At 66.4% G+C, this 13,827-nt stretch carries 11 protein-coding genes; 3 read left to right on the forward strand and 8 right to left on the reverse strand.

From position 1 onward, the window contains the following. Positions 1-7: 7 nt before the first annotated feature. Complete coding sequence (locus tag ML401_RS27795; protein ID WP_259217063.1) at positions 8-2,398, reverse strand: EAL domain-containing protein; 2,391 nt, start codon at positions 2,396-2,398, stop codon at positions 8-10. 328 nt (positions 2,399-2,726) lie between these two features. Between ML401_RS27795 and ML401_RS27800 the strand changes: the two genes are divergently transcribed. Continuing rightward, positions 2,727-3,893, forward strand: coding sequence for an ABC transporter substrate-binding protein (locus ML401_RS27800; RefSeq protein WP_212067650.1), 1,167 nt, complete (start codon positions 2,727-2,729; stop codon positions 3,891-3,893). A gap of 7 nt (positions 3,894-3,900) precedes the next feature. On the opposite strand, the gene ML401_RS27805 is transcribed toward ML401_RS27800, so the two are convergent. The 3 genes from ML401_RS27805 to ML401_RS27815 are packed head-to-tail and all read right to left on the reverse strand — an operon-like array spanning position 3,901 to position 7,781. After that, on the reverse strand, positions 3,901-4,878 hold the full coding sequence (locus ML401_RS27805) for a hydroxyacid dehydrogenase (protein ID WP_285807622.1): 978 nt from the start codon (positions 4,876-4,878) through the stop codon (positions 3,901-3,903). A 12-nt stretch (positions 4,879-4,890) separates the two neighbouring features. After that, the gene (locus ML401_RS27810) at positions 4,891-6,744 is read right to left on the reverse strand and encodes a TRAP transporter large permease subunit (RefSeq protein WP_285812758.1); all 1,854 of its coding nucleotides are present in this window, start codon (positions 6,742-6,744) and stop codon (positions 4,891-4,893) included. 5 nt (positions 6,745-6,749) lie between these two features. Continuing rightward, positions 6,750-7,781 carry a TRAP transporter substrate-binding protein gene (locus tag ML401_RS27815; protein ID WP_212067652.1) on the reverse strand — a complete coding sequence of 344 codons (1,032 nt, stop codon included), beginning with the start codon at positions 7,779-7,781 and terminating at the stop codon, positions 6,750-6,752. A gap of 425 nt (positions 7,782-8,206) precedes the next feature. On the opposite strand from ML401_RS27815, the gene ML401_RS27820 reads away from it, so the two are divergent. After that, positions 8,207-9,676 carry a caspase family protein gene (locus tag ML401_RS27820; RefSeq protein WP_285807623.1) on the forward strand — a complete coding sequence of 490 codons (1,470 nt, stop codon included), beginning with the start codon at positions 8,207-8,209 and terminating at the stop codon, positions 9,674-9,676. Positions 9,677-9,734: 58 nt separating this feature from the next. Here ML401_RS27820 and ML401_RS27825 read toward each other — a convergent pair whose 3' ends face one another. The 3 genes from ML401_RS27825 to ML401_RS27835 all read right to left on the reverse strand — a co-directional run bounded on the left by ML401_RS27825 (position 9,735) and on the right by ML401_RS27835 (position 12,945). Continuing rightward, positions 9,735-10,103, reverse strand: a complete 369-nt coding sequence (locus ML401_RS27825) for a hypothetical protein (RefSeq protein ID WP_259217060.1) — start codon at positions 10,101-10,103, stop codon at positions 9,735-9,737. Between the two features lie 35 nt (positions 10,104-10,138). After that, a complete protein-coding gene (locus ML401_RS27830; protein WP_285807624.1) occupies positions 10,139-11,437 on the reverse strand; it encodes a Spy/CpxP family protein refolding chaperone in 1,299 nt (432 codons plus the stop codon). A gap of 83 nt (positions 11,438-11,520) precedes the next feature. Further along, the gene (locus ML401_RS27835) at positions 11,521-12,945 is read right to left on the reverse strand and encodes an FAD-binding oxidoreductase (protein ID WP_194403890.1); all 1,425 of its coding nucleotides are present in this window, start codon (positions 12,943-12,945) and stop codon (positions 11,521-11,523) included. Positions 12,946-13,030: 85 nt separating this feature from the next. Between ML401_RS27835 and ML401_RS27840 the strand changes: the two genes are divergently transcribed. Beyond that, positions 13,031-13,537, forward strand: coding sequence for a thioesterase family protein (locus ML401_RS27840; RefSeq protein ID WP_211416323.1), 507 nt, complete (start codon positions 13,031-13,033; stop codon positions 13,535-13,537). 3 nt (positions 13,538-13,540) lie between these two features. On the opposite strand, the gene ML401_RS27845 is transcribed toward ML401_RS27840, so the two are convergent. Beyond that, complete coding sequence (locus ML401_RS27845) at positions 13,541-13,714, reverse strand: DUF1328 domain-containing protein (RefSeq protein ID WP_028138034.1); 174 nt, start codon at positions 13,712-13,714, stop codon at positions 13,541-13,543. Positions 13,715-13,827 lie beyond the last annotated feature (113 nt).

The raw sequence follows: 13,827 nt of genomic DNA on the forward strand, positions 1-13,827 counted from the left end.
GGTGCGCTCAAGCGGCGTCGCGGCGCGACGGTTTGGCGGGGGCGTCGAACAGGATTCGCTCGATCGGCTGCGGGCGGCCGAACAGATAGCCTTGCGCGAAATTGACGCCGAGCGCCTTCAGCCGCTCGTACTCCTCGCGGGTCTCGACGCCCTCGGCCGTCACCGACATGTCGAGCCCGCGCGCCAGCGTCACGATCGAAGAGATGATGGCGGAGCTGCGCGGCTGCTGCGTGAGATTGCGGATGAACGACTTGTCGATCTTGATCTTGTCGAACGGAAACGCGGTCAGGTAGCTCAGCGAGGAATAGCCGGTCCCGAAATCGTCGAGCGCGAGCTCGATGCCGAGCTGCTTGAGCCGCTGCATGAAGGCGTGGTTCTCGCCGCCGCGCTCGAGCAGGACGGATTCGGTGATCTCGATCTCCAGCCGGTGCGGCGGCAGGCCGGAATCCGCGAGCGCCGCGCAGATCACCTCGAACAGCTCGGCTTCCTTGAACTGGATCGGCGACAGATTGACGGCGACCGCGAGATCGGAAGGCCAGCCGGCCGCATCAGCGCAGGCGCGCCGCAGCACGAATTCGCCGAGCGGCACGATCAGCCCGGTCTCCTCTGCAAGCTGGATGAACTGGTCCGGCGGGATCAGGCCGCGGGTAGGATGCCGCCAGCGCACCAGCGCCTCGAAGCCGCGCCGCGCGCCGCTGAGGGCGTCGATGAACGGCTGGTAATGCACCTCCAGCTGGCACCGCGCGATGGCGTCGCGCAGGTCCCCCTCCAGCGTATTGCGGGCCTCCAGCTCGGCCGACATCGCCTCGTCGTAGATGGTGAAGCAGTTGCGGCCCGCCGATTTCGACCGATAGAGCGCAAGGTCCGCCTTCTTCAGCAATTGCTCCTGATCGCTGCCGTGATCGGGCGCGATGGCAATGCCGATGCTGGTGCCGATCTCGACGCGGTGGCCGGGCAGGAGGAAGGGCTCGGTCAAGAGCTTGGCGATCCGCGCCGCCAGCTCGGTCGAGCAGGCGCGCTGATCCGCGCCGGCTTCCTGGATGACGGCGAACTCGTCGCCGCCGAGCCGCGCCAGCACGTCGTTGGCGCGTACGGCGGATTTCAGCCGCTGTGCCACCTGGCGCAGCAGCGCATCGCCGGCGCCGTGACCGAGGGAATCGTTGACGTTCTTGAAGCGATCGAGGTCGAGCATCAGGATCGAGAACGGCAGGCCGCGCACGCCCAGCTGGCTGTTCATCTCGTCGAGCCGGGTCAGGAAGAAGGCGCGGTTCGGCAATCCGGTCAGGATGTCGGTCTGAGCGAGCTCGAGCACCCGCCGGTTGGCCAATGACAGCCGCCGCGAATTGCGGCTCGCGAGCATGAGGTAGGTCGACAACGACAGCGTCAGCAGCAAGCCGACGATCAGCACCGCGCCCGCGCGATCATAGGTCGTCTCCAGCGCACCGCCGGCGGTTGGAACCGCACGCACCTGCCAATCGGTATCGCCGATCTTCAGGCTGCCCGACCAGTGCAGCGCCCGCGCGACGTCGCGCATGGACTGCGGCGCCGTGGCGGCCGACGAATAATCCGGCAGCATCTGCTCCAGGCCGACGATCTGCGCCGTGAACGGCGGATAGACGTTCATGCTGACCGCGGGGCTCGCGCCGGTGGTCACGCGAATGGTCTGAATCAACAGCGGCAGGTCGAAGATGCCGACCACGAAGCCGGCGAGATTGCGACGCCGGTCCGCAACCGTCTCGCGCGACGTCCCCTTGGCATAGACGGGAACGGCAACGAGGACGTCGGGCAGCCGGCCCCCCTCCTTCGGTTCGAACAGGCGCGTGCGGATGGCCGCGACCTTGTCGTTGTCGCGCGCGCGCTCCAGAACCGCGCGGCGTTCCGGAACGGTGGCGTAGTCCATGCCGTAGACCAACGAGGTCTTCGGCTGGGTCGAGTAGAACACCGGAAAGTACTCGTCGCCCTGCGGCGCAGTCACGAATTTCTCGCCTTGAAGCGCCTTGATGCGATAGCCGGACACACCGTCCGTGATCGCCGCAGTCTCGTACTCGACGCGTTCCTTGCGGTTGACGCGCGGCAGCCAGGCAATGCGCAGCATGCCGGGATGGCGCTCGAACAGGCGGGCGCTGAAGGTCTCGAACTCGCTGCGGGTGACTTCGTCGTTGGTCGATTCGAACAGCGTGCGCAGCGCGACCAGCCTCGAGATGTACTCGCCCATGCCGTTCTGCATGACGATCGCTTCGGTCTCGGCCGCGTTCTCGAACTCGATCCTGTTGACGCGATCTTCCCACCGCGCCACGGCGGCCGCACCCACGACCGAGAACAGAAGGCCGACGCCGACCGCGACGAGCGCAGGGCGATAGAGCCCGAGCAGCGGCGCGGCACGCCACCATCCGGTCATCCGCCTTCGATCCTGATCGTTCTGATCGCGATCGCCCATCTTGAAAGCCGCCGTCCCCTATCCCGCGACAGCCGGAACCTCTGGTTGAGGCTCCGGCCCGGCTATCGGAACAAGACCGCGGTTAAGAACTGCACAATTTCGGAACCGGATCGTTTCGCACTGCATGGATTAGTTAACGAAGTGCGCGAATGACCGGGCATAGTGGAAACAAGTTGCCGGTTTTGCCCGGAGTACTACGGCCCTTCGATACCGTGCCGCTTAGCGAGCTATTCAGGCTCGCAGGGATATGTTGCGGAAGGTTTCTTCCAGCATCCGGCAAGACCTCCCGATGTATCGATTCCGATCGACGAGATCCGTTGTCCTGACCTTCCTGCTCCTGGCAGCGACAGCGCTCGCCGCCAGAGGCGATGAAACCGGCGTCAGCGAGGATGCGATCCTGTTCGGCCAGGCCGCCGCGCTGGAAGGCCCCTCCTCCGCGCTCGGACAGCGCATGCGGCAAGGCATCGTCGCAGCCTTCACCGAGATCAACGCCAAGGGCGGCGTGCACGGCCGCAAGCTCCAGCTCATCAGCCGCGACGACGGCTACGACCCCGATCGTTCGGTGGCTGAGACGCTGCACCTGATCGAGGACGACAAGGTGTTCGCGCTGATCGGCGCGGTGGGCACGCCGACCGCGATGGCGACGATTCCTATCACCAGCGCCAGGAACGTTCCCTTCATCGGCCCGTTCAGCGGCGCCGAATTCCTGCGCGACCTCGAACTCACGAACGTCGTCAACATCCGCGCGAGCTATGGTGCGGAAGCCGAAGCCTGGGTCAAGCACCTCACCGAGGATCGCCACTTCACCCGCATCGGCATCTTCTATCAGGACGATTCCTTCGGCCGCGACGGGCTGAGCGGTGTGAAGCGCGCACTCGCCAAGCGCGGCCTCGAGCTTGCCGCCGAAGGCACCTTCGAGCGCAACACCCGCGCGGTGACGGCCGCCTGGCGAACGATCAAGCGCGCCGAGCCCGAGGCCATCGTAATGGTCGGGACCTACGGGCCCTGCGCGGAGTTCATCAAGCTCGCACACCGCAGCGGTTTCTATCCGACCTTCGTCAACATCTCCTTCGTCGGCGCCACCGCGCTCGCCAGGGAGCTCGGCCCCGAGGGCGAAGGCGTCATCGTCTCGCAGGTCGTGCCGTTTCCATGGGACCGCTCGCTCGAGCTCGTCGCCGACTACCAGGCGGCGCAGAAGGCGTTCGACCCGACGCTGACGCCGGACTTCGTGTCGCTGGAAGGTTATCTCTCCGGCCGCCTCGCGGCCGCGGCGCTGGAAATCGCCGGGCCGAAACCGACTCGCGCGAGCCTGCTCCGCGCCATCAACAATGTCGGCCGTTTCGACATCAGCGGCAGCACCGTCACCGTCGGCGTGCGCACATTCGACACGCCGCCGAAGGTGTTTCTGACGGTGATCCAGAAGGACGGGACGTTCAAGGCTGTGGACCGGCTATAGGGCCGCTTCACGGCCGCCGCGTCCAGCGGTCGGCGTTCACCGCGCCCGGCGGCACTTCGCCCTTCACGATCGCTGCCACCTGCCGCACGGTTTCCAGCGACTGATATTCGATCGCCTGCGGCGTCAGCCCGCCGACATGGGGCGTCGCGATGACGTTCGGCAATCTCGCCAGCTCCGGCGTCGGCATCTGGTCCGGCGCGCGGCCGACGTCCAGCGCGGCGCCGGCAATGCGATTCTCGCGCAACGCCCGCGCCAGCGCCGGCTCGTCGACGAGATTCCCGCGCGAGAGGTTGATGAAAACGGCATGCCTCTGCATGCGCGCCAGCGCCGCTTCGCCGATCAGATTTTCGGTGTGCTCGTTGGCGATCGCGAGGCAGACGACATAGTCCGCCGCGGCGAGCAGCTCGTCGAGGCCAAGCTGGCGGATCGCGGCATCGCTGACGTCAGCGAACGGATCGCAGACCAGCACCTCCATGCGCAGCACCTTTGCCACTTCGGCAAGGTATCGCCCGATGCTGCCATAGCCGATGATGCCGAGCCGGCTGCCGGCGAGCTGGCGGCCCATCCGCGCCTCCGGCTTGCGGCCGGCCTGGTAGTCCGCCGTCGTCCGCGAGACGCCACGCGAGAGATCGACCATGAAGCCGAGCGCGAGCTCGGCGACCGCCTGCACGAAGCCGGGGCCAGCGCGGGTGACGAGCACGCCGGCCGCCGAGGCCGCCTCCACATCGACGTTGCGGATATCGACGGCGCAGCGGACGAAGGCCCGCAGACGCGGCAATTGCGCAAAGATCTCGCCGCGCCCTTCCGTCATGCGGTCGGCGACGATGATGTCGGCGTCCTTCGCGGCACGCACGAGGCCGGCGGCGTCCAGAGTTTCGTCGCTCTCGTGCAGGATCACCTCGGCGGCCGCCCGCAGCCCGTTGAGGCTACGGTCGCCGTAATAGTTGCGCCGCATCTCCGGCGTGTGCGCGAGCAGGACCTTCACGACATCTCTCCTTCAGTAACCGAACGCCCGCGGCAGCGCGGTGCTCAGCCACGGCACGAAGGCGATGACGAGCAGGCAGAGGAACAACAGGCCGAGATAGCCCATGATCGGCTTCACCGTCTGCTCGATCGGCACGTTGCCGATCAGGCAGGCACCGTAAAGGCCGAGCCCGAGCGGCGGCGCGAACAGGCCGATGCCCATGGCGATGACCAGCACGACGCCGAAATGCAGGGGGTCGACGCCGAGCTGCACCGCGACCGGCAACAGCAGCGGCCCGAAGATGATCAGCGCGGCCGCGCCTTCCAGCACCGAGCCCATCACGATCAGCACGGCGATCGCCAGCAGGATGAACAGCCAGACGCCCGAGGTCTTGGAGAGCCCGAGCATGAAATCGCCGACCGCATGCGGCACCTGCTGCAGGGTCAGCGTGAACGCCAGCGATTGCGCGGCGGCGACGATGAACAGGACGAGACCCGCGCGCGTCGCGGCCTGCACGAAGCTGTGCGCGGCCGATTTGAAGCTGAGCTCCCGGAACACCACGCTGCCGACGACCAGCGCATAAGCCACCGCGAAGGCCGAGATTTCGGTCGCGGTGGCAAAGCCGCTCTTGAAGCCGAAGAAGATCATGAAGATCAGGCCGAACGAGGCGATCGCACCGCTCCACAGCCCCGACACCGGCATCTGCGGCTCGACCTCCTCGATCCGCTCCGGCCGCTTGCCGAAGATGATGGAGACCGCAATCAGCACAGAAGCCATCAGCGCCGACGGCAGCAGGCCGGCGACGAACAGGCCACCGATCGACAGATTGGCCACGAAGCCCAGAATGATCAGGTTGATGCAGGGCGGAATGGTCTCCGCCATCACCGCGGATGCCGCGAGCAGCGCCACCGCGCCGCCCGGATTTTGCCTGGAACGACGCGCCGCCGGGATCAGCACGGAGCCGACCGCTGCGACGTCGGCCATCTTCGAGCCCGAGATGCCCGAGAATAGCACCATGGAAGCGACCATGACGACGTTGAGGCCGCCGCGCATACGCCCGACCGCGCGCTGCAACAGCTCGATCAGCCGCACCGACATGCCGTTGGCTTCCATGAGATAGCCGACGAGGATGAAGAAGGGGATCGCCAGCAGCACGAAATTGTCGATGCCGCGCGCCATCTGCTGGGCGAAGATCACGCCGGGCAGCGCGCCTTCGACCCAGATGAAGATGAGCGCGGCGAGCGCCAGCGCAAAGCCGATCGGCAGGCCGCCGAACAGCGTTGCGAAGAAGCCGATCAGCATCAAGGTGCCCGCCGACGGCACCGAGGACGGCGACAGATAGTCCCAGGCCAGATAAAGGCCGGTGACGACGATGATCGCGATGAGCCCCCTGACGATGTCTGGCAGCGGCCTTGCGCAGAGATGGTCGATTGCGAACACCGTCATGAACAGCGCGCCGACCCCCATGGGATAGAAGGTCAACTCCAGCGGCAGGCCGGAGCCGGTGGTCTGGCCTGCGGTCAGCGAACCCAGCTTGATCGCGTTATAGGCGACGTAGCCGGAGATCAGCACGATCAACAGCGCGCTGGCGGCATCGACCAGCGCGCGCAGCCGCACCGGCAGCAGATCGCGGAAGAAGGAGACACCGACATTCTCGCCGCGCGCGAGCGCGCTCGCCGCGCCGAAAAAGGCCGAGCCGACCATCAGCCCGCGCGCAACATCGTCGGACCATTCAACCGGCGCGTTGAAGAAGAACCGCAGCAGCACGGAGACGCAGACCACCACGAGATCGGCGGCGAGCAGGATCGCCGCGATCGCATCGCTGACGCGCAGCAGCAGGGCGATGCTGCCGTGGCGGCCGCCCGAAACGGGCACGGCGGCTGTCATCGTCATCAGGCTTGCGTCGCGCGGATGATGTCGATGACGGCCTTGGACTCCGGCCGCGCCTTCATGAAGTTCTCGGTCTGCGGCGCGACGCGCTTCTTGAACGCCTCGCGGTCGCATTCGGCCACCGTCACGCCCTTCTCGGTCAGGGCCGCAAGCGCCTCCTTCTCGACCGCGAGCCCATGGGCCCGGGTGTCGGCTGCGGCCTTCTTCGCAGCATCGAGGAAGCCTTCGCGCAGCTTCGGATCCATGCGGTTATAGGTCATGTCGCTGAAATAGATCGCGAGCGGCGAGAAATTATGCTGGGTCAGCGCGTAGAATTTCGACGTTTCGAAGAACTTGCTGGCCAGGATCGTCGGCGGATCGTGCTCCAGACCGTCAAGCACGCCGGCCTGCAGGGCCGTGTAGATTTCGCCGAACGCCAGGGGCGTCGCAGCAGCGCCCATCAGGCGCAGGCATTCGGTGATGACGGGGTTGGGCAGCGTCCTGATCTTGAGGCCGGCGAGATCCTCCGGCGTCTTCACCGGCTTCTTCGCCAGCACGCTGCGCGAGCCGAAATTATAGGCCCAGGCGATGATGCGGATGTTGCCGCCCTTGAGCAGCGCGTCCTCGATCGGCTTGGCCGCGCCGGCGTCGAACGCCTTGGTCTGCTGCGGGAAGCTCGAGAACAGGAAACCGAGATCGTAGGTGCCGACCAGCGGCACCAGATTGGCCGAGATCGACGAGCCCGACACCATGAGGTCGATGACACCGAGCTTCACCGAGTTGATGACGTCGATCTCCTGGCCGAGCTGGTTGTCGGGGAAGAAGGCGACCTCGATCTGCTCGCCGAGGCCATTCCCTTTCAGGTTCTTGACGAGGTTGTCGTAGTAGACCCGGCCGTTGGCGAATTTGGGATCGTTCGGCAGCGAGGAGGAGCATTTCAGCTTCAGCGTCGCAGCTTCGGCGCGGCCGATGATGGCGGGAGAGAGCGCGAGGCCGGCGGTGACCGCCGCCGATGACTTGATGAACGCGCGACGGTTCACGGGCACGATGGTCATGGTGCGGCTTCTCCCACATTGTTTTTGTTCGCCGCAGTCGTTGCTGGCGGCCTGTTGCGTGAACTCTATGGCCAAAGCGACGGAACAGGCAAGCGGGCGGCCGGCAAGCGCAGAGCGGCAGGGAGCGCGTACAGCAGGCGACCAGCGCGGCTGAACGACCGCAATTCCCCGGGGATTCGCGACGGGGATCGACCTGCAGCCACATCCGCGCAACGGGCGCGGTCGCGCCGGGCCGGCATCGATCCAATTGGAGCATGGATCAATGCGCAACTGACATGGATGGGCCGAGAATGATGCCCTCCGGCCCGGCAGGCGCCCTGCCCCATTTTGCCGCACGCCGAACGTGATCCAGTGCACAGACGGACGCATGGCGGCACCTTAGAAAAAGTGACATCATCGCGCGCATTGCCGATGGAGGTGACACCATGCGCCGTCCAGTCTTTTCCAATTTGCTTCTTGCATCCGGCCTTCTTGCGCTCGCTCAGTTGATGATTCCGACGGAGGCCGCGGCCGAAGCGCGGCTCGCGCTGGTGATCGGCCAATCCGCCTATCGCACCGTGCCCGAGCTGCCCAACGCCGCCAACGACGCCAAGGGCATGACAGAACTGCTCGGCAATGCCGGCTTCACCGTCACCACCGCGGCCAATCTGGCGCAGAACGAGATGCGCGCCGCGATCTCGGATTTCGCCGGCAAGGTCAGCGCCAGCGGCGCCGACACCGTCGCGCTGGTGTTTTATGCCGGCCACGGTCTGCAGATCGACGGCGAGAACTATCTCGTTCCTATCGATCTCGATCCCAAGCGCGAGGCCGACATCCCGCTCCAGGGCGTGCGCCTCAACGACCTGCTCAACACCCTCGGCGCGCTGCCGACGCGGGCGCGCATCTTCATGCTCGATGCCTGCCGCAACAATCCGTTCCCGGCGCTGAGCGGCGCCGGCCACGGCCTTGCGATCGTCGACACCAAGGCCGGCGCGCCCGGCTCCTTCATCTCCTATTCGACATCGCCGGGCGCCGAAGCCGAGGACGGCAGTGGCATCGACAGCCCCTACACCACGGCGGCGCTGACCATCGCCAAGCAGCCCAACCTGCCGATCGAGGAAGTGTTCAAGCGCATTCGTGTCGCCGTCGCACAATCGACCGACGGCCGGCAGATTCCCTGGGAAAGCTCCTCGCTGACCACCGACTTCAAGTTCTTCGGCGAGAGCAGCGGTCAGCCGTCCCTTCCGGGCGCAAATTCGATGGCGCTTGCCAGTGGCACGCGTAGCCTCGAGGACTGGCGCAAGGAATTGCAGGGCAAGCCTGCCATGGTCGCCTATGAACTCGTCATCACCGACGACACGGTGCCGGCGTACCAAGCCTATATCGAGCTGTACGCGCAGGACACCCGAACCCCGCGCGTGCGCACCGTGCTGGAACGGCGCCGCCAGATGCTGGCCTGGGAGCGCGCGACCGCGATCAACACCCGCGCTTCGTTCGAGGCTTATCTGGCCAATTGGGACAACAGCGACCTCGCCGCGACCGCGCGCCGGCTGCTGCTGCGCGTGCAAAACCGCAATTACGGCGTGCCCGTCGCCGCCGCGGCGACCCCGGTCGCCGTCGCAATGGCTCCGACCTGCCCGTGCTCGGCGCCGACACCGCCGGCGACGCCCGCCAATCCGAGCGTCGCGCCCATCATCAAGAAACGCGTCGACGACACTCCGCCCAAGCGCAAGGTGGTCGAGACGCCGCCGAAGCGCCGGCCGCCGCCCGACGAAGTGGTCTACGAGCGCGCGCCACCTCCCGGACCGCCGCCCGGCGCCGTGATGCAGGGCATCGGCGTCGGGATCGGCATCGGCATCGGAATGGGCGGCCGCGGCGGCGGCGACCATTACCGCGGCGACTACCGCAGATACTGAGACGGTCCAGCTTTGACATCGCACCGGCTCGCGCCCAATCGCGCGCGAGCCGGATTTATTACGTCAGCGCCGGATAATCGCGCTGGATGGCCTCCCGGATCCAGCCGGCCTGGATTGCGCGAAACAGGATCTGCGCCGTCCTGAGATCATTGGCCTTCATGCAGAGGTCGACGATGCGGCGGACCGCATCGTCGCGCATCAGATCGTCTGCAATCTTCATCGCGATTTCCATCGCGACGCGGGCCGCACGCTCATAGCGCTCACGCTCGCGCGTGGCAGTCTGCGCGGAGCCTCCGACGGCCTCCGCGCCCGCTCTCGCGGCCTCGCAGATGTTGCGGATTCGCTCCGCCGCGTCGATATCGCCGAGCGGCCCCAGGATCGGCTCATCCCAGATGTCGGCCGGCTGCCGCCTTGCGAACCACTTCATTGCCCCCCACCAATGGTCGTCGTTGCTTGCACCTTTCAGGACGTGCGGCGCGGCCCAATCGCCTCGAACTGCGCCTTCTGCTCGTCGTTGAGCGTGGCGTAGAAATCATCGAGCGCCGCGCGCACCGACTTGATGCCGTCCAGCATCGCATCCAGCCGCTTGCGGATCGTGGCCATGCGGGCCGGCGGTGTCATGACCTCATTGGGCTCGCAGGTTACTTTCAGCGATGCGCTGGCCTTGACGCTGGTATCCTGCAGCACCTGAAGCGCTGCGCGCTGGGTGTCGCTCGGACGAAGTCTTTCCTCGATCGTGGCGCCGGGCCAATCGAACGCGGCGGGCACGCTGCAAGTCTGCACCGGCGATCCGCCCGCATTGTTCGATGCGCTGGCGCGCCGCTGATCGTCAGCGAGGGCATTCAAGCGCGCCTTCTGTTCGTCGTTGAGCGAACCATAGAACTGGTCGAGGGCGGGCTGGACCAGATCGACGGCCTTCTGCATCGCCTCGATGCGTTGCTGCATGGCCGCGAGCCGGCCGGGGGCCGTCGCTGCGGCCTGCGTCGGACAGGATGTGCGGATCAGTGCTGCCGCGTCGACCGAGGCGTTGCCGAGCGCATCGAGAGCTGAGCCCTGCGCATCCGTCGGCTGCACCGCGGATGCGATCTGATCGATGGGCAGCCCGGCGATGGCGCGGCGGTCACTGCCGCAGAGCTGATCGAGCGGTGCGCTGCGCGCCCGCCGTCGTCCCTGCGGCTGCTGCGGCAGATAGGCCGACAGGCGATCAAAACCGTAGGGGCCGAAAATGCCGGCATAGATGTCCGGGTAGCCATAACCCCAGAAGCCGAGCCCGTCGCCCCAGATCGTGTAGTCGTAGAGATCGTTGTAGGCGAACGGCCAGAACAGCGGACCAACCCAGCCATAGCCGCCACCCGCATGTTGCCACCAGCCGCTGCTCGCGCCGCTCCAGCCGGCGAGTGCGGCCGCGGCGGCGAGCTGCGCACGCGCCGCCGGATTGCTGATCAGCCGGCCGTTGCGGAATGCGCTGGAGTTGATGGCATTGCGGAAGCTCGCGGGGGGGATCGCCGCGTTGCGGATCTGACCAAAATTGGGCCCGCCGCGCCGGGCACCCGTGGTGAACCGCATGCCGCGATGATGTCCGCCGCCATGTACATGCCCGCCGCCATGACCGCGGAAATGTCCGCCGCCGTGATGGCCACCGCCGTGTCCGCCTCCGTGGCCGCCGCCATGACCCCCGCCATGTCCGCCCTTCGCCAGGGCCGCGCCCGCCAGCATGCAGGCAAACGCCATTGCGGCAATTCCAATGACCGGTCGCACCATCGCATCCTCCCGCAGAGCCGCGCCATTGAGGCACCGGAACTTGGCGGGAATTGGAACCGGCAGGATTGCCGAAAGTTCCCGGTCTACGCCTCGGGCACAATCTTGCCGGGATTGAAGATGTTGAGCGGATCGAGGGCCTTCTTCAGGGCCCGCATCGCATCCAGTGCCTCGGGGCCGAGCTCCGCCTTCAGATATTTCTGCTTGCCCTGGCCGATGCCGTGCTCGCCGGTGCAGGTGCCGTCCATGGCCTGCGCGCGCTCGACCAGGCGATGCATGAACTCTTCGCCGCGCGCCATCTCGGCGGCGTCGTTGGTGTCGCAGACCAGGGAGCAATGGAAATTGCCATCGCCGACATGGCCGACGATCGGCGACAGCAGGTTGAGCCGCTTGAGATCCTCCTCGGTCTCGCTGACGCACTCGGCAAGGCGAGAGATCGGCACGCAGACGTCGGTCGCGACCACGCCGATGCTGTCGCCGGGCCGCAGCGCCTTCACGGACCAATAGGCGTCGTGCCGCGCCTGCCACAGTTTGGTGCGGTCCTCCGGCTTGGTGGTCCAGGAGAAATCGCCGCCGCCGCAATCTTTCGCGATCTCGCCGAAAGCCTTGGACTGTTCGGCGACCTCGATCTCGCTACCGTGGAATTCCATCAGCAGCAGCGGCGTCTCCGGCAGCGTCAGCTTGGAATAGGCGTTGCAGGCCTGCACCTGCGCGGCGTTGAGCAGCTCGATACGCGCCACGGGAATGCCGGTCTGGATCGCCAGGATGACGGCCTGACAGGCCCCGTGCACGGTCTCGAACGACACCGCGCCGGCCGCGATCGTCTCGGGAATGCCGCGCAGGCGGATGGTCAATTCCGAGATGATGCCGAGCGTGCCTTCCGCCCCGACGAACAGATGGGTGAGGTCGTAGCCCGCCGATGACTTCTTGGCGCGCGTGCCCGTGGTGATGATCTCGCCGTCGCCGCGCACCACCTTCAACGCCAGCACGCTGTCGCGCATGGTGCCGTAGCGCACCGCATTGGTGCCGGAGGCGCGGGTCGAGGCCATGCCGCCCAGCGAGGCATCCGCGCCGGGATCGATCGGGAAGAACAGGCCCTGGTCGCGCAGGTGCTCGTTGAGCGCCTTGCGGGTCACGCCGGGCTGGATCACGCAGTCGAGGTCCTCGGCATGCACCGCGAGCACCTTGTTCATGTCGCGCAGGTCGATCGAGATACCGCCGGCGGGCGCGTTGACCTGGCCCTCGAGCGAGGTGCCGGTGCCGAAGGGAATGACGGGGACGCCGTTCTTGGCGCAGATCCGCACCACGTCCTGGATGTCGGCGGTCTCCTGCGCCATCACCACGCCGTCCGGCGGCTGGTTGGGGATCCAGGTGGTGGTATGGCCGTGCTGCTCGCGCACGGCCTGCGAGGTGATCAGCCGGTTACCGAAGCGTGCGGCGAGCTGCTCCAGCGCGCTCGCGAGGGCTTTCGGCTCCGGCCGCGGCGGATTATTGGTGATGGTCGTACCCACGGAATTCCTCCCGACAGAAGAACCGTGGCAAAGGACATAAAGCCGGTCAAGTCAAGCGACCGGACGCATAGCTTGGGAAGGAAACATGCCGGAGACTGCCGCCTCGACGCCCAAAGCAGAGCCGTTCCGCGCCGCGATCATGCAGATCGAGCCGCAATGGATCGACTACAACGGCCATCTCAACATGGCCTATTACAACGTGATGTTCGACCGCGCGATCGACCAGCTCTGGAGCGAGCTCGGGATCGGGCCGACCTACATGAAGCAGCGCGGCGGCTCGACCTTCACGGCCGAATGCCATGTGCGCTATCTGCGTGAAATCCACCTCGGCGATCCCGTGCAGATCCTGGTGTGGTTGCTGGAGGCCGACGACAAGCGGCTGCATACATTCGAGGAGATGCGGCACGCGACCGAGGGCTGGCTGTCGGCGACGTCCGAGAACATGTCGCTCCACATGGACATGAATGCGCGGCGCGTTGCGCCGTTTCCGCCCGATATCAGCGAGCGCATCGCTGCGGTCACAAAGGCCCACAGCGCGGTCCCGCGCCCCGAGGGCATCGGCCGGAACGTGGCGATGCCCTCGAAGCGCTAAGCGCTATACCCTGTTGCGGCCGCGGGCCAGGCCGACCACGGCCGAGACCAGGAACAGAACGACCGCGATGAAGAAGATGATCTTGGCGATCTCGATCGAAGCGCCGGCGACGCCGCCGAAGCCCAGGATGCCGGCGATCAGTGCGATAACCAGAAACGTTACAACCCAGCCTAGCATGGTCAAACCCTCGTCTTGATGTTGTCTGCGTCGACGCGGCTCGCCGCGCCACTTGCCCAGACAATCTCGAGGCGGGAACGATGGTTCCGGGCCCTGCAACAGCGAAATTCGTG

The sequence above is a fragment of the Bradyrhizobium sp. 62B genome (assembly GCF_030272265.2).
GTDB lineage: Bacteria > Pseudomonadota > Alphaproteobacteria > Rhizobiales > Xanthobacteraceae > Bradyrhizobium.